This is a genomic window from Lysobacter soli, from assembly GCF_009755585.1.
GTDB classification, from domain to species: Bacteria; Pseudomonadota; Gammaproteobacteria; order Xanthomonadales; family Xanthomonadaceae; genus Lysobacter_J; species Lysobacter_J soli.
In genome coordinates, this window is the sequence record NZ_CP046603.1 from 2,984,420 (window position 1) to 3,005,509 (window position 21,090).

Here is a 21,090-nt window from a genome sequence, read left to right on the forward strand (position 1 = left end):
CCGTCCGGTTTCGACAGCCGCCTTGGGAAGCACACCGCCCCCGCCACTGCGGCGACAATGCGCACCCGTCCCGCCGCGCATCGCCCCGCATGACCCCGACCCGCAAGGCCCACCTGCAAATCCATTTCTGCGTGCTGCTGTGGGGCTTCACGGCGATCCTGGGCAAGCTGATCACCCTGCCCGCGCTGCCGCTGGTGTGGTGGCGCATGTTGCTGGTGGTCGCGGCGCTCGCGCTGGTGCCGCGCGTCTGGCGCGGGCTGCGCGCGATGTCAGGCCGCACGATGCTCGCCTACGCCGGCATCGGTGCGCTGGTCGCGCTGCACTGGCTCACCTTCTACGGCGCGATCAAGCTCTCGAACGCCTCGGTCGGCGCGACCTGCATGGCGCTCGGCACGGTGTTCGTGGCGATGATCGAACCGTGGCTGACGCGCACGCGGTTTTCCAAGCGCGAACTCGCGCTCGGCCTGATGGTGCTGCCCGGCGTGGCGATGGTGGTCGGCGGCGTGCCCGCGGGCATGCGCGCGGGCATCGCGGTGGGCGCGGTGTCGGCGCTGCTGGTGGCGATCTTCGGCTCGCTCAACAAGCGCATGGTCGAACACGGCGATCCGCTGACCGTCACCGCGCTCGAACTCGGCGCGGGCGTGCTCACGCTGAGCCTGCTCGCGCCGCTGATGCCGCTGGTGTTTCCGGCGTTCGCCGGCCCGCTGCTGGTGACGCCGTCGGCGCACGACGCCTGGCTGCTGCTGGGCCTGGCGCTGGCCTGCACGCTGCTCCCGTTCAGTCTGTCGCTGGTGGCGCTGCGCCACATGAGCGCCTTCGCGCAGCAACTGGCGGTGAACCTGGAACCGGTGTACGCGATCGTCCTCGCCGCGCTGCTGCTGGGCGAACAGCGCGAACTGACCACGCTGTTCTACGTCGGCGTGGTCATCATCCTCGCCGCCGTGTTCATCCATCCGCTGCTGGGACGGCCGCATCGCGTCGATCCGGAGCTGCTGGGTACGGCGGAAGCCAAAAGCTGACGCGGGGTTGCGGCCGGCGGCGACCGCGCCGGGCCGTTTCTCGCTTACCCTGACGCCAACGCCGCCAGACCGTCGCCCATGTACCTGGAGCACTACGGCCTGATCGAGCCCCCGTTCTCGATCACGCCGGACCCGCGCTTCGTCTTCCTCAGCGAACGCCATCGCGATGCGCTGGCGCACCTGCTGTTCGGGATCACGCAGGGCGGCGGCGGCGGCTTCGTGCAGCTGACAGGCGAGGTGGGCACGGGCAAGACGACGCTGTGCCGCCTGCTGCTGGAACAGGTGCCCGAAAACACGCGCGTCGCGCTGGTGCTCAACCCGCGCGTCACGCCCGTCGAACTGCTCGAATCGATCTGCGAAGAACTGCACATCGACCTGGAAGGCCGGCGCGGCAGCACGAAGGCGCTGGTCGACGCGCTCAATGCCTACCTGCTGGATGCCTACGCGCAGGGCCTGCGCGTGGTGCTGGTGATCGACGAGGCGCAGAACCTGTCGGTCGAAGCGCTGGAACAGGTGCGCCTGCTCACCAACCTGGAAACACCGACGCAGAAGCTGCTGCAGATCGTGCTGCTGGCGCAGCCGGAACTGCGCGCGATGCTCGCGCGCGAGGACATGCGCCAGCTCGCGCAGCGCATCACCGCGCGCTTCCACCTGACGCCGCTGGACGCGTCGGAAACCGGCGAATACCTGCGCCATCGCTACCGCGTCGCCGGCGGCACGCGCTTTCCGTTCGATGCATCGGCGGTGAAGCGCATCCACGTGCATTCCGGCGGCGTGCCGCGGTTGATCAACGTGATCGCCGAACGCAGTCTGCTCGCCGGCTTCGCGCACGACGTGCCGATGCTGGATGCGCGCTGGGTGGATCGCGCCGCCGCCGAAGTGCTGCCCGCCCGGGTGCGCCGCACGCGACGGTGGCTCTTCGCGGTACCGGTGGCCGCGCTGTTGCTGGCGTCGATGGGCATGGCCGCATGGTGGTGGCCGCGCGCGCCGGTACAGGCGAAGCCCGCGACGACGCCGGTTGCGCCGACGAAGCCGGTGGTCGTGACGAAGCCGGCGGTCGTTTCGCCCGTTGCGAAGCCCGATGTCGCGCAACTCGACGCGGAAGCCTTCGCCGCCGCGTTGCGCGACGCGCCGCTGAAGCCCGGCGCGAGCGGCGCGGTGGTCGAATGGATTTCGCGGCGCCTGCATCCCGCCTACCTGACGACGTCCGGCGCGCCGGCGGTATTCGATGCCGCGATGCAGGAGGCCGTCCGGCGTTTCCAGCGCGATGCGGGCCTCGCCGCCGATGGCGTGGTCGGCCCGGCCACGCTGATGGCGCTGGCCGCGCACGGGGCGCCGGTTCGAACCGCCGCGCTTGAATCCGATACGGGAGCGCAGTGACGCGATGTCGTTGATCCTCGACGCCCTGCGCAAGTCCGAAGCGCAACGCCGACGTGGCGAGATGCCCGACCTTCGCGCCGAACTTCCGCCCGTCGCGCGCAATGTCGCGCCGCGTCGCCGCTGGCCGTTCTGGTTCGCAGGCATTGCGGTGCTGATCGCGATCGTCGCGCTCGGCTGGGGGTTCTGGAACCGCACGCCGGACGCGCCGCGAGCGGTGGAAGCGGTCGCGATTCCGGCCGATGCTCCGCCTCCGTCGGACACGGCGGAGCTTCCCGTCGAACCGGCCGTGGTCGACGCGCCGCCCGCCGCCTCGCCGCTTCCGAAGTCGAAACCCTTGCCCGGCGCGGAGCCGGAACCGACCCAGCCTGTCGAAGACGACGTCTACGCCGCGGCGTCCGCCGCCTACCCGACACCGACGGCGCAGACGCCGACCGCGCCCACGCCGACGGACGCAGCACCGCCGGTGCAGGCGCCTGCGACGCAGGCGCCTGCACCGGCGCGCCAGAACGAGCGGTACCAACAGGCCGTCGCCAATGCCGCGACGGCCTCGGCGCCGCGCTCGCCCGCGGCCACGCCGGTGCCCGTCGCCCCGCTGCCGGCTCCGCCGCCCGCCACGGGCGCGCCGGTGCGGCTGTCCGACCTGTCGCCAGGCGAACGCGAACAGCTGCCCGCGCTGAAGATCAGCATGCACATGTTCGGGCCCACGCCCTCGCAGCGGTTCGCGATCATCGACGGCGCCCGCGTCGGCCAGGGCGACCGCGTCGGCGAGGCGGTGGTGGAGGAGATCGCCGCCGACGGCGTGGTGCTCAACTGGCACGGCCGCCGCGTCGCCCTGCCCCTGCGTTGACGGTTGCGCCGGACGCGGCGGCAGCGGACGATCCGCCTGTTCCTTCCAAGCACGCCTTCAACGCACGACTCCGCAGCACGCGAATCCAGAAAAGCACGCACGTCCAACCGAGGGGGTACCGCATGAACGGCAGCACCCAGCAAGACGCAGGCAAGCTGATCCTCCGCATCGCGCTCGGCGTACTGGTTTTCCTGCATGGCCTGAGCAAGCTCGAAGGTGGCCTGGACGGCATCGTCGGCCTGGTCGAAACGCAGGGCTTTCCCGGCTTTTTCGCCTACGGCGTGATCATCGGCGAGGTGATCGCCCCGCTGCTGGTCATCGCCGGCTTCTTCTCGCGCATCGGCGCGATCCTGATCGTGATCAACATGCTGTTCGCGCTGTACCTGGTGCACCTGGGCGACATCGGGCACCTCAACCAGCAGGGCGGCTGGGCGATCGAGCTGCAGGTGATGTTCCTGGCGACGGCAGCGGCGATTGCGCTGTTGGGGCCGGGGAAGTGGGCGTTCAATCAGAGGTGAGTTGTGGGTCGGTTGCAGCGGCGGCTGCAGCCGACCGCCCCCCGTTCGCGGGATTGTGCAGAAGCAAGATCAAGAGCTTCCGCTCGTAAACGAGCGGGTTACTTTTGTTTCGGCAAAAGTAACCAAAACCACTCGCTCCTGACGCGATCCGCCGCTCCGCGGCGGTTCCCTGCGCTCCTCACTGGAAAGGGAGCGCCGCGCGAACTCGCTCCGCTTCGCTACGCTCAGACAGCGCGCGGCTCTTCGTCCCTTTCCAGCTGCGGTGCTCGGCTCGCTTTAAGTCGCTGGAAGATCACGAGCGTGAAGCGCAGAGCCAAAGCAGGAGCGCAAAGCGCAAAGCCAGGTCGCCATCCCGGCGAAGGCCGGGATCCAGGCCCGTACGCTCGGGCACACTTCAACAACAAACGATCACATCGTCATTCCAGCGAATGCTGGAATTCATTTGCTGTTGCTTCCGCGTGGTGGCGAAGAGCACCGCGAGTGCCATCGTGAACGCTCGCCCCAACCCTCACCCCAGCCCCTCTCCCGGTGGGACAGGGGCTAAAACGCGCACCGTCATTCCAGCGAAGGTCTGAATCCATATGATCTTGCTGTTGCTGTTGCTGTTGCTGTTGCTGTTGCTGTTGCTGTTGCTGTTGCTGTTGCTGTTGCTGTTGCTGTTGCTGTCGACCAGCCTATTCGTCGCTAGCCCCGGAGGGCGCCGCACAGGATGTGCGGCGGTGAGCGCTGAGCCATGGATGGCGAATCGCGAACGCGCCCTTTCTCCCTCCGGTCGTAGGACTGGGTTGGACTTGTACGCACTTTCTTTGGGTTACTTTTCTTTGTGCGAGCAAAGAAAAGTGACCCGAGCGCCGCAGGCGATCGGAAGCTTGGCTCGTGATTCTTCTTTGCTCTTCGAACGTCACAGGGAACGCATGAAACGTCCCTGGATTCCCGCCTTCGCGGGAATGACGAGCAAGAGCAAGAGCAACGGCAAGATGGATTCCAGCTTTCGCTGGAATGACGGAGAGGTGGGGAACCGCCATCGCAGTGCCCGGATGATACGGTCCTGGGTCCCGGCGTTCGCCGGGATGACGGTGAGGTGCGGAAACGTCGAGAGGAACGATAGGGGCTTGGGTCCCGGCCTTCGCCGGGATGACGATGAAGGGCGGCATGACGCGTGAGATTGGCCGGACGACGGCCAGCCGCCTCACATCCGGTTGACCCGGAACTTCCGCCCCTTGATCTTCCCCTCTCGCAAACGCGACAGCGCGTGCGTTGCCTGCCCGCGTGCAACCGCGACGTAGGAGCGCGTCGGGAACACGTCGATCTTGCCGACGGAATCGGCCTTCAGGCCCGCGTCGCCCGTCAGCGCGCCGAGGATGTCGCCGGGTCGCAGCTTGTCGGTGCGGCCGGCGTCGATGCGCAGCGTCACCATCGCGGCGGGCGGCACGTTGTTCGGCTTGCCGGAAAGCGGCGTCGCCTTGAACCAGTCCAGCGGCGCGCCCTGCCGTTCCTCGATCGCCGACACGCGGCCCTGTTCGCGAGGGCCCACCAGCGTCAACGCGAGGCCATCGCGTCCGGCGCGTCCCGTGCGGCCGATGCGATGCACGTAGGTATCCGCATCGGAGGGCACGTCGAAGTTCACCACCATCGCCAGTTCCTTCACGTCGAGCCCGCGCGCGGCGACGTCGCTGGCGACGAGCACGTTGCAGCTGCGATTGGCGAACTGCACGAACACTTCGTCGCGATCGCGCTGCTCCATGTCGCCGTGCAGCGCGAGCGCGGTGAAGCCGTAATGCGACAGCGAGCCGGCGACCTCGTCCACGTCGCGGCGCATGTTGCAAAACACGACGCACGATTCCGGTTTCTCCTGCAGCAGCAGCGCAGCCAGCAATTGCACCTTGCGCGCGGGATCGACCTCGTAGAAACGCTGTTCGATCGCGGCATGACGTTCGCCGCCCTCGACCGTGACTTCCACCGGATCGCGCAGCATCGCGCGGCTGATCTCGCGCACGGCATCCGGGAACGTCGCCGAGAACAGCAGGCCCTGTCGCGATGCGGGCGTGGCGCGGACGATCTCGCGGATGGGTTCCTCGAAGCCCATGTCGAGCATGCGATCGGCTTCGTCGAACACGAGCGTGCGCACGTTCTTCAGGTCCAGTGCGCGCTTGCGCAGCAGTTCCTGCAATCGGCCCGGCGTGCCGACGACGATCTGCGGCGCGTGCTGCGCCAGCGAATCCAGCTGCGGCTGCAACGGCATGCCGCCGCACAGGATCGACAGCTTGAGGTTCGGAATCGCGAACGCGAGCTTGCGCAGCTGGCGGCCGACCTGGTCGGCGAGTTCGCGCGTGGGGCACAGCACCAGCGCCTGGGTCGCGGTGGACGCAGGATCGAGGCGGTGCAGCAGGCCCAGGCCGAAGGCGGCGGTCTTGCCGCTGCCGGTAGGCGCCTGCGCGATGAGGTCGCGGCCATCGAGGATCGCCGGCAACGCCTGCGCCTGCACCGGCGTCATCTGCGTGTAGCCCAGCGCCTGCACGCCCTGCAGCAGCGCGGGCGTGAGCGGGAGGCGGTCGAAGGCGGCCGCCGGGGCCGCGGTGTCGGGGTAATCGGTCATGCCGCCATGATCGCAGCTGGCGGCGTGAATGCGCCACGCGGCGGCGGTGTTTATCCTCGCGGCATCGGCTACAGGCCCTCGCACGCGCCATGGAAACGACCGTCGCCGCCAGCGATCCGCAGTTCGCGCACATCCGCATCGTGCTGGGCATCGTGCTGGGCCTGGCGCTCACCACCCTGCTCAAGGGAATGGCGAAGTTCGTCCAGCACCCGGGACGCGAGCGCATCTACGGCGTGCACCTGGGCTGGGCGCTGTCGATGTTCATCCTGCTGGTGCATTTCTGGTGGTGGGAATTCGGGCTGGTGCGCGTGCACCCGTGGAGCTTCACGTCCTACGCGTTCCTGGTCCTCTACGTGGTGGTGCTGTTCCTGCTGTGCACGCTGCTGTTCCCGGACGACCTGGCCGATTACAGCGGGTGGCGCGATTACTTCCAGTCACGACGCAGCTGGTTCTTCGGGATCATGGCCGCGCTGTACGTGATCGACTTCGTCGACACGCTGATCAAGGGCAAGCCCTACTACGAGCACTTCGGCATCGAATACCCGATCCGCAACGCGCTCATGGTCGTACTCAGCCTCGTCGCGATGAAGGTACGCAGCGAGCGGTTCCACCGTGCGTTCGTGATCTTCGCGATCGTCTACGAGCTGTCGTGGATCTACCGGCTGTACGATTACCTGCCATGAGTTCCGACGCCGACATCGCCGCGCCTTGGTACGTCTACCTGCTGGAATGCCGCGACGGCAGCCTGTACACGGGCATCACCACCGATGTCGCGCGCCGCTACGCGCAGCATGTGGCGGGAAAAGGCGCGCGCTACACGCGCTCGCGCCCGCCGGTGCGGTTGCTGGGGCAGTTCCCGCATCCGGACCGCGCATCGGCCAGCCGCGCCGAACACGCGATCAAGCAGCTTCGCCCCGAGCAGAAACGTGCGCTCTGCGCGGGCGCATGAGCGTATCCTGAGCGCCCTCGCACGCCGGCCCTTTCCATGCAGCACATCGATTTCGAACTCGACCGCGACCACGACCACGTCGAACTCAACCAACTGCTCAAGCTGGTCGGCCTGTGCGACAGCGGCGGCGCGGGCAAGGCGATCGTCGCCAGCGGCGCGGTGACGGTGGACGGCGAGGTCGAGCTGCGCAAGACCGCCAAGATCCGCGCGGGGCAGACGGTGGTCCTGGACGACGTGGAAATCCGCGTCCGCGGCGCCTGATCAGACCAGCATCGAGAACAGTTTCCGCACCAGGTCTTCCAGCGGCATCACCAGCAACCCGAGCGGCAGCAGCGGGATCACCGTCGCGCCGATGAACTGCAGCAGGATCCAGCGCTGCACCGGCACCGTCCCCATGCTGCTCGCCGTGGCGTAGACGGCGGTGAGGTCGGCCAGCGCCGAGGGATCGCCGCCATCGAGGATCGGCGCCGCCTTCCGCCGCGCAAGGCCGAGCCAGCGGTGTTCGAACTCCTCCGACGAATCGGTCCCCAGCGCGCCGTAGGCGAGCAGGCTGTTGCGCTTGAGCGCGGCGAGCTTCGGCGTGAGCAGCAGCAGCGGCGCGAGCATCACGCTCAGCACGAGCACGGCGTAACCGCCGAGCAGCATGTGCAGGCTGGCGAAGGGAACGCCGAGGTATTTGACCTCCACCGCGCAGCTGCCGGCGACGAGCAGGCTCGCGACCAGCGGCATCACCAGGAACGCCGCATGCGCATAGCCGAGGAAACCGACGCCGCCGCAACCGTCGGGATGCGACGCATGCAGCGAGAGGTTCAACCGCGAGAAACGCGTGAGCAGGACGACCCACAGCACGAAACGCCACAGCCACAGGAACGCGAGGAACCGGAACACCGGGAAACCGACCCACCACAGCCACGCGCCCGCACGCGTGAACTGCGGGCCGTCGTTGCGCCAGTTGGTGGCCTGCTCGTACAGCGGCAGCGAGGGCGCGCCTAGCGAGGCGCCGATCGCCAGCGCGAACAGGATCAGCTCAGGCCACGGCGAATCGCGCCAGCGCCGCAGCGTCGAGAGTGCGCGTTCGAAGTTCGCGTTGTCGCCTGGCTCCACCAGGTTGCGCAGGTGTTCGAGCGAACGCCACATGCGCTCGTCCGCGAGCGGTGCGGCGAGAATGAGCATCGGCAGCGCCAGCACGAACCGCGCCCAGACGTTGTAGTCGCGCAGCAGCGGCACCGATACGCCACGCAGGAGGCGCCCATCCACCGCGCTGAGCACGACCACCGGAAGCAGCACGATCAGCAGCAGCGCACCGGCGATCCACGGCGCGTACGCGCGCGCGGTCCACGCGACGCCTCCGGCATGCGACAGCCGGTACAGCAGGCCGCCGCGCATCAACGACAGACGCTCGTCCATTCGCGCACCACGCGGGTGGGTGGATTGCGGCGAACCTTAGCAGGCGCGGGTTGACGCGGAGTGAGAACGTCCCCGCCGTCAGAACGGCTTGGCGAGCACCAGGAAGACGATCGCCACCAGCAGCAGCACCGGCAATTCGTTGAACCAGCGCAGGGCCTTGGAAGACGGCAGCGTGCGGCCCGCATCCACGCCCTTCAGCCACCGCCCGGCGACGGTGAAATGGGCCAGCATCAGCACGACCAGCGCCAGCTTCGCGTGCAGCCAGCCGGCACCGTGGCCGACCATCGTCGGGAAGCCCGGGAAAACCTTGTAGCCCAGCCACAGCACCAGCCCGAACGCGAACGCCAGCCCGAACATCATGTGCCCGAAGCGGTACAGGCGGCGGCCCATCAGCACCAGCCGCGCACGCACCGCGGGCTCGTTTCCGGCTTCGGCGATGTTCACCAGGATGCGCGGCAGGTAGAACACCCCGCCCATCCAGGCCATCACGAACACGAGGTGGGCGGTCTTGATCCAGAAATAGGCCATGGGAATCCTCGGCGGATGGCAGGTGGCTGTCGCGAGCGGCGCACAGGATCGCACAGCGTGCGCGCAGGTCGCTCACGGTGACCACGCCCGTACAATCGCCCGATGACCAAACACTACGACCAGGCCTACTTCGAACGCTGGTATCGCGAATCCTCGAAGAAGGACCACGCCGTCGGCAGCGCCGCGCGGCTCACGCGCAAGGTGGCGCTCGCCGTGGCCACTGCCGAATACCACCTCGAACGCCCGATCCGCACCGTGCTCGACATCGGCTGCGGCGAAGGCGCATGGCGTGCGCCGCTGCTGAAGCTTCGGCCGAAGGCGTCCTACCTCGGCTTCGACAGCAGCGAGTACGCGGTGCGTCGCTTCGGCGCGCCACGCAACCTGCACTTCGCGCGTTTCGCCGATTTCGCGCAGTTGCGCCCCTGCCCGCCAGTCGACCTGCTGGTCTGCAGCGACGTCATGCACTACCTGGAAACCCGTGAGCTCGATCGCGGCCTGCCGGGTCTCGCGGAGTTGTGCGGCGGCGTCGCGTTCCTGGAGACCTTCACCGGCGAGGACGAGACCGACGGCGACAACGTCGATTTCCATCCTCGCCCGGCCCGGTTCTATCGCCAGCGATTCGCGAAGGCGGGTTTCGTGCCGCTGGGCTCGCACCTGTGGCTGTCGCCGGCCCTGACCGACCGCCTGGTCGCGCTCGAACGACCGGCCTGAGGCGCCTCACGCCCATTCAGCCGCCCCATTAACGTGTCGCCCGGACCGTTCCGTTATGCTGCGACGCAGCATGCGGCCCGACCCGGGCCCGCCACCGGATTCGAACCGATGCTCTATCAGATGCACGAACTGGGCCGCGCGTGGATGGCCCCGATGACGTACTGGGCTGAGGCGTGCGCCAAGATGTTCGGCGCGCAAGGCGGTTGGCTTTCGTCCCTGCCCGGCGCCGCGCAGACCGCGGCCGGATGCGAGCTGCTGTACCGCATCGGCAAGGACTACGAGAAGCCCGAGTTCGGCATTCACTCCATCGACATCGACGGCACCGTGTATCCGGTGATCGAACGCGAGATGGCGCGCAAGCCGTTCTGCCGGCTGCTGCGCTTCAAGCGTTACGCCGACGACGCCGGCAACCTGCGCGACCTGAAGGAGCAGCAGCCTGTCCTGGTCGTCGCGCCGCTGTCCGGGCATCACGCGACGCTGCTGCGCGACACCGTGCGCACGCTGCTGCGCGACCACAAGGTCTACATCACCGACTGGGTCGACGCACGCATGGTGCCGGTGGGCGACGGCGAGTTCTCGCTCGACGATTACATCGAGTACGTGCAGGACTTCATCCGCCAGATCGGCGCCGAGACGCTGCACGTGGTGAGCGTGTGCCAGCCGACGGTGCCGGTGCTCGCCGCGATCTCGCTGATGGCGGCACGCGGCGAAACGACGCCGCGCTCGATGGTGATGATGGGCGGCCCCATCGACACGCGCCAGAACCCGACGAAGGTCAACGACCTGGCCACGCACGAGCCGCTGTCGTGGTTCGAGGACAATTTGATCCAGCACGTGCCGGCGAACTATCCCGGCCACGGTCGCCGCGTGTATCCCGGTTTCCTGCAGCACGGCGGCTTCGTCGCGATGAATCCCGAGCGGCATTTCCAGTCGCACTGGGATTTCTACATGCACCTGGTGAAGGGCGACCTCGACGACGCCGCCGCGCATCGCCGCTTCTACGACGAATACAACGCGGTGCTCGACATGCCCGCCGAGTACTACCTGCAGACGGTGCGCATCGTCTTCCAGGAACACCTGCTGCCGCGCGGCGAGTGGGACGTGCGCGGCGAGCGCGTGGATCCGTCGAAGATCCACCGCACCGCGCTGCTCACGATCGAGGGCGAGCTGGACGACATCTCCGGCCAAGGCCAGACGCGCGCCGCGCACACGCTGTGCACGGGCATCGCGGAGGAGGATCGCGAACACCTCACCGTGGACGGCGCCGGCCATTACGGCATCTTCAGCGGCCGCCGCTGGCGCACGCAGGTGTACCCGCAGGTGCGCGACTTCATCGCCCGCCATGCTGAACGGCGCGTTCCGGAAGCGCCTTGACGTAGCGGCCGCGCGCCCTGAAAACAGGGGTTCCCCCGACGTGAGGAACCCCGCATGGATTGTCCCGTCTGCCGTGACGTGACACTGGCGATGACCGATCGCCAGGGCATCGAAATCGACTACTGCCCGCAATGCCGCGGCGTCTGGCTGGATCGCGGCGAGCTCGACAAGCTGATCGAACGCGCCTCCGCAGATGCGCCGCCGTCGCGCGCGCAGGCCGCGCCACCTCCGCCGCCTCCGATGCGCGAGCAGCCGCGTGGCTACGGACATTCGGACGAGTACAAGTCCGGACACTACAAGTCCGACTACAAGTACAAGAAGAAGAAAAATCTGCTCGGCGAGTTGTTCGATTTTTGAGTGCAGGCTGCGGTGGAGATGCGCGCATCCTTCGCCCCGGCCCTCACCCCAACCCCTCTCCCGTTAACGGGAGAGGGGCTTAATGGCAGCGGTCGCCGAGCCCTTTTCGCTCGTCATCCCGGCGAAGGCCGGGACCCAGGCTAGTAGGGCCTGGGCACTCCATCATCGGCGAACAACCCCACCGTCATTCCAGCGAAAGCTGGAATCCATTTGCTGTTGCTTTGCTATCGAACAGCCTATCCGTCACTAGCCCCAACGGGCGCCGCACAGGATGTGCGGCGGTGAGCGCTGAGCCATGGATGGCGAATCGCGAACGCGCCCTTACGCTTTCCAGCCGTGGGATTGATTTGTCGGGGAACTGCCCTTTCTTTTGGTTACTTTTGACCGAAGGGAATCCAGTCGGACTTTGGGCAAGCAAAGAAAAGTGACCCGAGCGCCGTAGGCGATCGGAAGCTTAGCGGGTGATTCTTCTTTTGCTCTTCCAAGCTTCCGCTAAAGCGTGGAAAGTCCCTGGATTCCCGCCTTCGCGGGAATGACGAGCAACAGCAAGAGCAACGCTAACGGCCAACGGCAACGGCGACGGCGACGGCGACGGCAAGATCAAGGTGGATTCCAGCTTTCGCTGGAATGACGGTGAGGTGCAGATCCGTCAAGAGAGTGCCCGGACGCTGCGGGCCTGGGTCCCGGCCTTCGCCGGGATGACGGGAACGTTGGATGCCGTTACAAGCGCGTCCGGAGCAAATCCCAGACCGCCAGACTCACGCCCGCAACTGCAGGAACTCATCCACCGTCACCGGATGCCCCAGCCAGTAGCCCTGCGCGAAATCGCATCCGCGTTCGCGCAGGATCGCGTACTGGCCTTCCTTCTCCACGCCCTCGGCGACGACCAGGATGCCCAGCGAATGCGCCATCGCGATGATCGCGGTCGTCAGCGCCAGGTCGTCCGGATCGCGCAACACGTCGGCGACGAAGCTGCGGTCGATCTTCACGCCGTCGACCGGCACGCGGCGCAGGTGGCTCAGGCCCGAGAAGCCCGTGCCGAAATCGTCCAGCCACACGCGCACGCCCATGCCGCGCAGCTCCGACAGCAGCGCGCTCGCGTGCAGTTCGTCGCCGATGACGGCCGTCTCGGTGAGTTCCAGATGCAGCAGGTCGGCGGCCAGTCCCGTGTCGCGCAGGCACGCCGATACGACGTTCGGCAAATCGCCGTTGCGCAGCTGGCGCGGCGAGACGTTCACCGCGACGAACAGCGGCTCGGCGTCCTTGCGCACCTTCTGCCACGCCACCGCGTCCGAGCACGCCGCATGCAGCACCTGCGGGCCGAGCACCTCGATCAGGCCGCTCTGCTCGGCCACGTCGATGAAGACCGACGGCGCGACGAAACCCAGTTCCGGATGGCGCCAGCGCAGCAGCGCTTCGGCGCCGATCATCGCGCCATCGACCAGGCGGAACACCGGCTGGTACACCAGACTCAGTTCGCCGCGATCCCACGCGCCGCGCAGTTCCTGTTCCAGGTGCACGCGGCGTTCCACCGCCTGGTTCATCGCGCGGCTGTAGAAGCGGAAGCAGTTCTTGCCGGCGACCTTCGCCTGGTACATCGCGATGTCGCCGTTCTTCATCAGCGTGGTACCGCTGGCGGCGTCCTCGGGAAAGAGCGTGATGCCGATGGACGTGCCGAGGAACACCTGCCGCCCCTGCACTTCCACCGGTGCGCCGAGGTCGACGACCAGCGTTTCGGCGAGCTTCGTCGCCAGCGTGCGCACGTCGTCCTGCGGGTCGTCCTTGCCCTGCACGAGGATCACGAACTCGTCGCCGCCGAAGCGGGCCAGCAGCGCATCCTCGCCGCCCACGCGCGCGACCGCGCTTTCGATGCGGTGCGCGCACTCGAGCAGGACGTCGTCGCCGGCATCGTGGCCGAGCGTGTCGTTCACGCGCTTGAAGTCGTCGATGTCGGCGAACAGCAGCGCGAGCTGGCGGCTGTCGCTCTGCGCGAGGCGTTCGTCGAGCGATTCGCGGAACGCGAGCCGGTTCGCCAGCCCCGTCAGCGCATCGGTGTAGGCCATGCGGCGGATCTCGCGATCGTGCCGCGCGAGGCTGCGGCTCATGCGATCGAAGGCGCGCATCAGGTCGCCGACTTCGTCGTTGCGGCCGTCGGCCGGCGTCGTGGTGTCGAAGTGGCCGGCTTCGATTTCCTGCGCCGATTCGGCCAGTCGCCGGATCGGTCGCACCAGCAGGCGCTGGATCAGCCACAGCGAAAGCGCGCCGAACACCAGCAGGCCCACGCCGAGCAGGCCGATCCAGATCACGTGCCGCTGGCCCAACGTATCCAGCCGCGAGCGCAGCCGGTCGACGGACTGGTCCTGCAGCCGGCGCATCGCCTGCATGTCGTAGCCGATGCGCACGCCGCCCACGCGCTGCTGGCCGATGAGGATCGGCATCGACACGTCCATGACGCGATCGTCGAACTGCGTATGCAGCGCGGTCGATGCGATGACCTGCTTCGCCATCGCGTCGTCCATGTGGCGACCGTAATGCGCGATGTCCTCGCTGCCGTCGTGCACGACCTTGCCGTCCTCGTCGTAGACGATGACGTAGCGCACGTCGGGCGCGGCCAGCGTCGAGCGCGCGAGCGCGCCGACGGCATCGAGGTCGGAGTAATACAGCGGGTTGGTCAGGCCGGCGGCGAGCTGCGTGACGGCCGCTTCGCCCTGACGGCGCAGGCTCTGGCCGACCATCGTGCGCATGGCCTGGCGGCTGACGCCTTCGACCTCGCGGCGCATCTGTTCCTGCCGGTTGAGCAGCAGGGCGACCAGCGCGATGACCACCAGCATCGCCACGCCCATCAGGGCAAGGAAGCGCGCCTGCAGCCCCATGCGCAGCTTCATTCGACCTCCGCGCGCACGCGTGCAACGCCTTCGGAAATGCCGTCGAGCGCCTTCTGCGACGCCGGATCCACCGGCATGAAGCGCGTGGTGTTGAAGAAGCGCAGCAGCGCGTCGCCGGCATCGGGATCGCCGGCGGCGTCGATCAGCACCTCGCGAAGGCGGGCCTGGACGCGCGGATCCAGGCCGTCGCGCACCATCTCCACCGCGCGGGGGTAATCGACGGTCTCGCCGATCACCATCAGGTCGTCGCGGAACGACGGCGGCATGCGGTGCGGGTTGGCCCAGTCGAGGTTGCTCATCACGCCCACGTCGGCCAGGCCCTTGTGCACCCAGGTCGAGATGTTGAGTTCCGACCAGGCGAACAGGTAACCGACCTCGTCGCTTGCGATGCGGTCTTCCGGCGACAGCAGGATTTCCAGCGAGAACCCGCGGCGCAGCAGTTCGGCTGCCGGCACGAAGTACGCGCTGGTGGAGTTGGGGCGCTGGAAGGCGATGCTGTGTCCGCGCAGATCGTCCAGCGAAGTCAGCCCGCTGTCGCGGCGGGCGAAGAAGACGCTGCGGTAGTGGCTCACGCCATCGCGCTCGGTCAGCAGCAGCGTGCGTGCGCCGGCGCGCTGTCGCAGCAGCATCGCGGTGCCGGCGGTCTCGGTGACCCAGTCGACGCGGCCGCGGCGCAGGTAGCTGGCCATCTGCTGCGTGTCCTTGGCCATCAGGATCCGGCCCTCGCGGATGCCCACGTCGGCCAGGCGCGGAACCACGTAGTCCAGCAGCGGCTTGAGCTGCTCGTAGTTCTTCTTTGGATCGTCGCTGATGCGGCCAAGCACGAGCACGCCGGAGTCGTCGGCCGCCAGCACCGAAAGCGGGGCCGCGGCCATGGCCAGCATGCAAAGGGTCAGCAGGGCGGTACGACGCAGGCTGGCGATCAAGAACGACGACCCATCGGGATGCCGTCCGGCAGCGTAATCGAAAGGCGTGCGACCCGAAACGGCAAACCGCCCGGCCATCAGCAGATCAGCGTTTTGACCCGGCGAGCATCGCCATACGCTGCGCGTCGGCCAGGATCCCGCGCAGGATCCGGACCTCGCGCGCATCCAGACCCGCGCGCAGGTACAGCCGGCGCAGCTTGCGCATCGCCGACTCGGGCGCGCGGCCCTTGTGGAAATCGATCGCGTCCAGGGTTTCGGCCAGCTGCGCGAAGAAGCCTTCCATCTCGGCGTGCGAGGCCGGCAGGTCGCGCGGGTCTTCGGTGCCTGCGCTTTCCCCTTCGGCCGAGGCGCCTTCAAGCAGCGCCAGTCGCAGCTCGTAACTGAGCACCTGCACGGCGGCGGCAAGATTCAGCGAGCTGTAGTCCGGATTGGCGGGGATGTGCACGGCAGCGTGGCAGAGCTGGAGCTCCTCGTTGGTCAGGCCCGTACGTTCGCGGCCGAAGACCAGCGCAACCTCCGCCCCGCCGGCGGCCTGCGCCACGGCGCGGCCCGCGGCGTCGCGGGGCATCAGTTCCTCCAGTTGGACGCGGCGGCTGCGCGCGGTGCAGCCCAGGACCAGGCGGCAGTCGGCGACGGCTTCGGCCAGCGTCTCGCAGATCACCGCGTCGCCCAGCACGTCGTCGGCGCCGGCGGCCAGCGCGTAGGACTCCTCGTTGGGACGCTTTTCCGGGGCGACCAGGACCAGCCGGGCCAGGCCCATCGTCTTCATGGCCCGGGCGGCGGAGCCCATGTTGCCGGGATGCTGGGTGCCGACCAGGACGATGCGCAGGCGCTGTGCGGGCGTATGGGAAGGATTCACGGATTTCGATTCGGAACTCATGGCGCGCAATGGTAAACTCCGCGCCCCGGCCACAGCGCCGGCGACGCTCTTTCACCCCCGCCAGTCCATTCTCTCCCCGTCCCCCGAACGAGGCGCCGTACCCATGCAGAAACCCGCAGTCACCCTCATGGTCAAGGCCGCCCGCTCCGCCGGCAACGTCCTGTTGCGCCACATGAACAAGCTCGACGCCCTGAACATCGTCGAGAAGGACCGGATGGACTACGCCAGCGAAGTCGACGGCCTGGCGGAGAAGGAGATCATCAAGGAATTCCGCCGCTCCACGCCGGATTACGCGATCCTCGGCGAGGAAACCGGCTCGATCGGCCACAACCGCTTCACCTGGGTGATCGATCCGCTCGACGGCACCAGCAACTACCTGCACGGCATCCCGCATTTCTGCGTGTCGATCGCGCTGGTGGAAAACGGCGAGCCGATCCACGCGGTCATCTTCGACCCGCTGCGCAACGACCTGTTCACCGCCAGCCGCGGCAGCGGCGCGACGCTCAACGAGCGCCGCATCCGCGTGGCCGACCGCAAGGACCTCGGCGGCGCGATGGTGCTGACCGGCTTCCCGCCGCGCGAACGCGAGCGCGTCTCCGCGCAGCTCAAGTGCATCGACAACCTGCTGCTGGAGGCGGAGGACATCCGCCGCACCGGTTCGGCCGCTCTGGATCTGGCGTACGTCGCCTGCGGTCGCGCCGACGCGTACTTCGAGGCCGGCGTGAAGCCGTGGGACATCGCCGCCGGCGTGCTGCTGGTGCGCGAGGCGGGCGGCAAGGTGAGCGACTTCCGCGGCCGCACCACCGGCCCGATGGACAACCGCGGCCTGGCCACGCGCCAGCTCGTCGCGGGCAACCTGAAGGTCGCCGACCTGCTGCAGCAGAAAATCGTCAACACGGGGTATGCGGCGGCGTTTGATTGATTGGTCGCATCCGTTCGTGTCGTAACGAAAAGCCGCGCATTGCGCGGCTTTTTATTTGGTCGGGATGCAGTTCGGGAATATTTTGGCGCGCACCTCTGCGCCGTCTTCCAGAAAACTGGAGTCCATTTCGTTCTTGCATTCGCGACGGGAAGCAGCAGCGCAGCGCTGTAAGGCACGGTTAGTTCACCGCTACGGCTTCGTTGCCCCTCATCCCAACCCCTCTCCCGCTGGGAGAGGGGCTCAAGCCAAGTCCCGTCCAGCCCTGCAGAGGCTGGGTTTCAGGCTTGCAACGTTCAGGTACGCCATCAACGGCGAACCATCTCACCGTCATTCCAGCGAAAGCTGGAATCCATCTGCTGTTGCTGTTGCTGTCGAACAGCCTATCCGTCGCTAGCCCCGAAGGGCGCCGCACAGGATGTGCGGCGGTAAGCGCTGAGCCATGGATGGCGAATCGCGAACGCGCCCTTTTGCTTTCCGGTCGTAGGACTGGGTTGGACTTGTACGCACTTTCTTTGGGTTACTTTTCTTTGTGCGAGCAAAGAAAAGTGACCCGAGCGCCGCAGGCGATCGGAAGCTTGGCGGGTGATTCTTCTTTGCTTTGCCGGACTACGGGGAAAGCGTGGAAAGTCCATGGATTCCCGCCTTCGCGGGAATGACGAGCAAGGGCAACAGCAACAGCAAGGCAACGGCAACGGCAGCGGCAGCGGCAGCGGCAGCGGCAGCGGCAGCGGCAAAGGCGAAGGCGAAGGCGAAGGCGAAGGCGAAGTCAACATCACGATGGATTCCAGCTTTCGCTGGAATGACGGTGAGGTCGGTCGCCGTAGTCGGAGTGCCCGAACATTACGGGTCTGGATCCCGGCCTTCGCCGGGATGACGGTGACGTGGATTACCGGCACAAGAGTGCCCTGGCGCTATGGGCCTGGGTCCCGGCCTTCGCCGGGATGACGGTGAAGTTGGGCGCCGTTACAAAGCGCTGTCACGCAGCGATGCGCCGCCGCCGATCCCGGCCATCGCGACGTTTCGGCCGGAATAGCGGTGACATGGTCACCGCGACCAAGTGCACTGCGCTACAGCGCACACCCAAACCGAACCCGCATCGCGAGCGCGCCTTCGCTCCCCAACGAAGGCGCGCTCCAGCGATGCGTGCCCGAAGGCTCCATTCCCCAACGTTGATCAGGCTGCCGCGCGCGTGACCGCCGGTGTATCGGCGAGCACGAACTGACGCACCGCGCCGGCGAGCGCCCGCGCCTGTTCCTCCATGCTGTGCGCCGATGCGGACGCTTCCTCGACCAGGGCCGCGTTCTGCTGCGTGCCCTCTTCCATGCTCGTGATCGCGCCGCTCACCAGATCGATGCCCGCGCTCTGTTCCTGCGACGCGGTGGAGATGTCGGCCATGATGTCGGTGACGCGGCGCACCGACGTGGTGATGTCGTCCATTGTCGCGCCAGCACGATTCACCAGCGCCGAGCCGTCGTTGACCTTTTCCACCGACGCTTCGATCAGCGTCTTGATCTCCTTCGCCGCGTTGGCCGAACGCTGCGCCAGCGCGCGCACTTCCGAGGCGACGACCGCGAAGCCGCGACCGCTCTCGCCGGCGCGCGCGGCTTCCACCGCGGCGTTGAGCGCGAGGATGTTGGTCTGGAACGCGATGCCGTCGATGGTGCCGATGATTTCGGCGATGCGGTGCGAAGCCGTTTCGATCTCGCGCATGGTCGTCACCGCCTGGCCGACCACCTCGCTGCCCTGCGCGGCGACGCTGGCGGCGTCGATCGCGAACTGGTTGGCTTGGCGCGCGGATTCGGCGTTCTGGCGGACGGTCGAAGTCAGTTCCTCCATCGACGCGGCCGTTTCCTCCAGGCTTGCGGCCTGCTGCTCGGTGCGACGCGACAGGTCGGCGTTGCCGGCGGCGATTTCCGCCGCGGCGCCGTCGATCGCGTCGGAGGCGTGCTGGATGCGCCCGACGATGCCCGTCAGCTGCGCGACGGTCGCGTCCGCATCATCGCGCATGCGGGCGAACACGCCATGGAACTCGCCGTGCATGCGCGCGGTGAGGTCGCCGCGCGCGATGGCACGCAGCAGGCGCGAGACCTGATCGAGGTTCGCATCGCTCACCGACATCATCGCGTTGAGGCCGTCGACCATCGCGCGGAAGTCGTGCTCGAAGCGCGCGGCATCGCCACGCACGCCGAACTCGCCCGCGGCGGCGGCGGCGGCCAGGCGCTTGATCTCGTCGTTGATCGCCGACAGGTTGGCCTTCACCGTGTCCATGGTCTGCGTGAGCACGGCCTTCTCGCCGGGCAGGCGGTCCATGTCGATGGACAGGTCGCCCACGGCGTAGTGCCGCATGACGTCCACCAGCTGCATCTTCACCTCGATGTGCGCGGCGACGAGCGCGTTGGTGTCGCGCACCATTTCGCCGTACTGGCCCGGGAACGCGGCGTCGTCCATGCGGAAGCTGATCTGGCCGACCTCGTGGCGCTGCGACATCTCGCGCTGCGCGGCAATGACCGACTGCACGCGCTCGCGCATGCGGCCCATCGCCTGCTGGAGACGGCCGAGTTCGTCATGCCGCGGCGGCGGCATCGCGCCATCGAAGCGGCCCTGCGCGACGTCGTCGGCGAGCCGCGCCACCTGCTCCAGCGGCTGCGTGACGATGCGGCGCACGCACCACCACGACACCGCGAGGATGACCAGCAGCGTGATGAGCGACGCCACTGCGATCATCGCCACCAGCGCGTGCGTGGAGGCGGCGATCTGCGAGACCGGCTCGGCGGCCACGACGGCCCACTTCCAGTCGGGGAAGGTTTCCACGGCGACGAGGGTCGGCTCCGCCGCGGCGGTCGGCTTCGCCGAGAGGTCGACGGTGGCGATGCCGCGACCGGCCGCGATCGCCTCGCGCAACGACTTCAGGCCCGCGGCATCGACGAGGTCGGAGAGCGCGGCGCCCTCGGCGGCGGGATGGATCGCGAGCGTTTCCACGCCGTCCTTCGAGGTTTCCACCACGAGGAAATGGCCGTGCTCGCCGATGTGCATGGCGCGCGTGCGTTCCTTCAACGCGGTCAGCTCGGCACCGTATTCCTTGCCGACGAACAGCACGCCGACGAGCGCGCCGGCGTCGTCGAGCAGCGGGCGGTAATGGACCATGTAGTCGCGCCCGAACAGGCGCGTCTTGCCGGTGTACGGCTGGTTCTTCGCGATCGGCGCGTAGGCGGGCGAATCGTGCGCGAGCTTGGTGCCGATGACGCGCTCGCCCTTCTCGTTGCGCAGCGAGGTCGAGACGCGGACGAAGTCGTCGCCGTCGCGGGCGAAGATCGTCACGACGGCGCCGGTGTCGGCGGTGAAGCGATCGACGGCGGCGAAGGTCGCGTCGACCGTCTGGCCCTGCAGCGACAGCAGCGGCGCGCCGTCCTTCGATTGCGTCAGCGCCACCGGCCCGCCGGACAGCGCGGCCTGCAACGCGCCGCCCAGGGTCGCCGTCGATTCGGTCAGGCTCTGCTCGTAGGTCGCGATGTTGTCGCGCAGGATCGAGGCGGCCGAGCGCAGGTCGTCGCGGGCGCGCGTCTCGACGGCCTGCGCGGCGTAGTGGCTGACCATCACGGTCAGGCCCGCCATCATCAGGACCATCGTGGCGACCAGCGGCAGCCCGATCCGCCGGCCCAGCGAGCCGCGCAGTCCTTGCCAGGCGCTGGCGGACGCCGTCGAGCTGCGGTGTGGAGAGGCGGCGGTTGCGGCGGCGCGGTGGGCGTCGGGCAGTGGCATCGGGGCGAGTCGGTGTGGGTTCGACTCGGTAT

The 21,090-nt window shown here is 67.8% G+C and carries 20 protein-coding genes; 13 read left to right on the forward strand and 7 right to left on the reverse strand.

Annotated elements, in window-relative coordinates; genetic code table 11:
* The first annotated feature begins 89 nt into the window (after window positions 1-89).
* The 5 genes from GOY17_RS13585 (at window position 90) to GOY17_RS13605 (ending at window position 4,927) form a co-directional block, all read left to right on the forward strand.
* Window positions 90-1,019: a DMT family transporter gene (locus GOY17_RS13585; protein WP_115844781.1), complete on the forward strand. Its 930-nt coding sequence runs from the start codon at window positions 90-92 to the stop codon at window positions 1,017-1,019.
* A gap of 78 nt (window positions 1,020-1,097) precedes the next feature.
* Entirely contained in the window at window positions 1,098-2,399 is a 1,302-nt protein-coding gene (locus GOY17_RS13590; protein WP_157030801.1) for an ExeA family protein, read from the forward strand.
* Between the two features lie 4 nt (window positions 2,400-2,403).
* Window positions 2,404-3,246: a general secretion pathway protein GspB gene (locus GOY17_RS13595; RefSeq protein WP_157030802.1), complete on the forward strand. Its 843-nt coding sequence runs from the start codon at window positions 2,404-2,406 to the stop codon at window positions 3,244-3,246.
* 122 nt (window positions 3,247-3,368) lie between these two features.
* The gene (locus tag GOY17_RS13600; protein WP_157030803.1) at window positions 3,369-3,764 is read left to right on the forward strand and encodes a DoxX family protein; all 396 of its coding nucleotides are present in this window, start codon (window positions 3,369-3,371) and stop codon (window positions 3,762-3,764) included.
* A gap of 581 nt (window positions 3,765-4,345) precedes the next feature.
* Window positions 4,346-4,927, forward strand: coding sequence for a hypothetical protein (locus tag GOY17_RS13605; RefSeq protein WP_157030804.1), 582 nt, complete (start codon window positions 4,346-4,348; stop codon window positions 4,925-4,927).
* A gap of 26 nt (window positions 4,928-4,953) precedes the next feature.
* Here the strand turns inward: GOY17_RS13605 and dbpA are convergent, their stop codons facing one another.
* Window positions 4,954-6,360, reverse strand: a complete 1,407-nt coding sequence (gene dbpA / locus GOY17_RS13610; protein ID WP_157030805.1) for an ATP-dependent RNA helicase DbpA — start codon at window positions 6,358-6,360, stop codon at window positions 4,954-4,956.
* A gap of 89 nt (window positions 6,361-6,449) precedes the next feature.
* Here dbpA and GOY17_RS13615 point away from each other — a divergent pair, with 89 nt between their 5' ends.
* From GOY17_RS13615 to GOY17_RS13625, 3 genes are read left to right on the forward strand one after another with little or no spacing between them, the layout of a single operon-like run.
* Entirely contained in the window at window positions 6,450-7,043 is a 594-nt protein-coding gene (locus GOY17_RS13615; RefSeq protein ID WP_157030806.1) for a hypothetical protein, read from the forward strand.
* Window positions 7,040-7,309, forward strand: coding sequence for a GIY-YIG nuclease family protein (locus GOY17_RS13620; RefSeq protein WP_157030807.1), 270 nt, complete (start codon window positions 7,040-7,042; stop codon window positions 7,307-7,309). Before GOY17_RS13615 ends, GOY17_RS13620 begins: the two co-directional genes overlap by 4 nt.
* Window positions 7,310-7,345: 36 nt before the next feature.
* On the forward strand, window positions 7,346-7,570 hold the full coding sequence (locus tag GOY17_RS13625) for an RNA-binding S4 domain-containing protein (protein WP_157030808.1): 225 nt from the start codon (window positions 7,346-7,348) through the stop codon (window positions 7,568-7,570).
* Here GOY17_RS13625 and GOY17_RS13630 read toward each other — a convergent pair whose 3' ends face one another.
* Both GOY17_RS13630 and GOY17_RS13635 read right to left on the reverse strand, forming a co-directional pair.
* On the reverse strand, window positions 7,571-8,716 hold the full coding sequence (locus GOY17_RS13630) for a hypothetical protein (protein WP_157030809.1): 1,146 nt from the start codon (window positions 8,714-8,716) through the stop codon (window positions 7,571-7,573).
* Between the two features lie 78 nt (window positions 8,717-8,794).
* The gene (locus GOY17_RS13635) at window positions 8,795-9,244 is read right to left on the reverse strand and encodes a CopD family protein (RefSeq protein ID WP_157030810.1); all 450 of its coding nucleotides are present in this window, start codon (window positions 9,242-9,244) and stop codon (window positions 8,795-8,797) included.
* 102 nt (window positions 9,245-9,346) lie between these two features.
* Between GOY17_RS13635 and GOY17_RS13640 the strand changes: the two genes are divergently transcribed.
* From GOY17_RS13640 to GOY17_RS13650, 3 genes are all read left to right on the forward strand, one after another.
* Window positions 9,347-9,955 carry a class I SAM-dependent DNA methyltransferase gene (locus tag GOY17_RS13640; RefSeq protein WP_157030811.1) on the forward strand — a complete coding sequence of 203 codons (609 nt, stop codon included), beginning with the start codon at window positions 9,347-9,349 and terminating at the stop codon, window positions 9,953-9,955.
* Window positions 9,956-10,063: 108 nt separating this feature from the next.
* Window positions 10,064-11,329 carry a polyhydroxyalkanoate depolymerase gene (locus GOY17_RS13645; RefSeq protein WP_157030812.1) on the forward strand — a complete coding sequence of 422 codons (1,266 nt, stop codon included), beginning with the start codon at window positions 10,064-10,066 and terminating at the stop codon, window positions 11,327-11,329.
* 54 nt (window positions 11,330-11,383) lie between these two features.
* Window positions 11,384-11,686 (forward strand): TFIIB-type zinc ribbon-containing protein, encoded by a 303-nt coding sequence (locus GOY17_RS13650; RefSeq protein WP_157030813.1) that lies wholly within the window; start codon window positions 11,384-11,386, stop codon window positions 11,684-11,686.
* 758 nt (window positions 11,687-12,444) lie between these two features.
* Here GOY17_RS13650 and GOY17_RS13655 read toward each other — a convergent pair.
* The 3 genes from GOY17_RS13655 to GOY17_RS13665 all read right to left on the reverse strand — a co-directional run bounded on the left by GOY17_RS13655 (window position 12,445) and on the right by GOY17_RS13665 (window position 16,377).
* The gene (locus GOY17_RS13655) at window positions 12,445-14,571 is read right to left on the reverse strand and encodes a putative bifunctional diguanylate cyclase/phosphodiesterase (protein ID WP_115842373.1); all 2,127 of its coding nucleotides are present in this window, start codon (window positions 14,569-14,571) and stop codon (window positions 12,445-12,447) included.
* A complete protein-coding gene (locus tag GOY17_RS13660; protein ID WP_425482271.1) occupies window positions 14,568-15,455 on the reverse strand; it encodes a phosphate/phosphite/phosphonate ABC transporter substrate-binding protein in 888 nt (295 codons plus the stop codon). Before GOY17_RS13660 ends, GOY17_RS13655 begins: the two co-directional genes overlap by 4 nt.
* Before the next feature lie 127 nt (window positions 15,456-15,582).
* Complete coding sequence (locus tag GOY17_RS13665; RefSeq protein WP_157030814.1) at window positions 15,583-16,377, reverse strand: RNA methyltransferase; 795 nt, start codon at window positions 16,375-16,377, stop codon at window positions 15,583-15,585.
* A 103-nt stretch (window positions 16,378-16,480) separates the two neighbouring features.
* On the opposite strand from GOY17_RS13665, the gene GOY17_RS13670 reads away from it, so the two are divergent.
* Both GOY17_RS13670 and GOY17_RS18810 read left to right on the forward strand, forming a co-directional pair.
* Entirely contained in the window at window positions 16,481-17,299 is an 819-nt protein-coding gene (locus GOY17_RS13670) for an inositol monophosphatase family protein (RefSeq protein ID WP_157030815.1), read from the forward strand.
* A gap of 630 nt (window positions 17,300-17,929) precedes the next feature.
* Window positions 17,930-18,244: a hypothetical protein gene (locus GOY17_RS18810; RefSeq protein ID WP_198173686.1), complete on the forward strand. Its 315-nt coding sequence runs from the start codon at window positions 17,930-17,932 to the stop codon at window positions 18,242-18,244.
* A 228-nt stretch (window positions 18,245-18,472) separates the two neighbouring features.
* Here GOY17_RS18810 and GOY17_RS13680 read toward each other — a convergent pair whose 3' ends face one another.
* Window positions 18,473-21,058 (reverse strand): Cache 3/Cache 2 fusion domain-containing protein, encoded by a 2,586-nt coding sequence (locus GOY17_RS13680; protein ID WP_198173687.1) that lies wholly within the window; start codon window positions 21,056-21,058, stop codon window positions 18,473-18,475.
* Window positions 21,059-21,090: the final 32 nt, after the last annotated feature.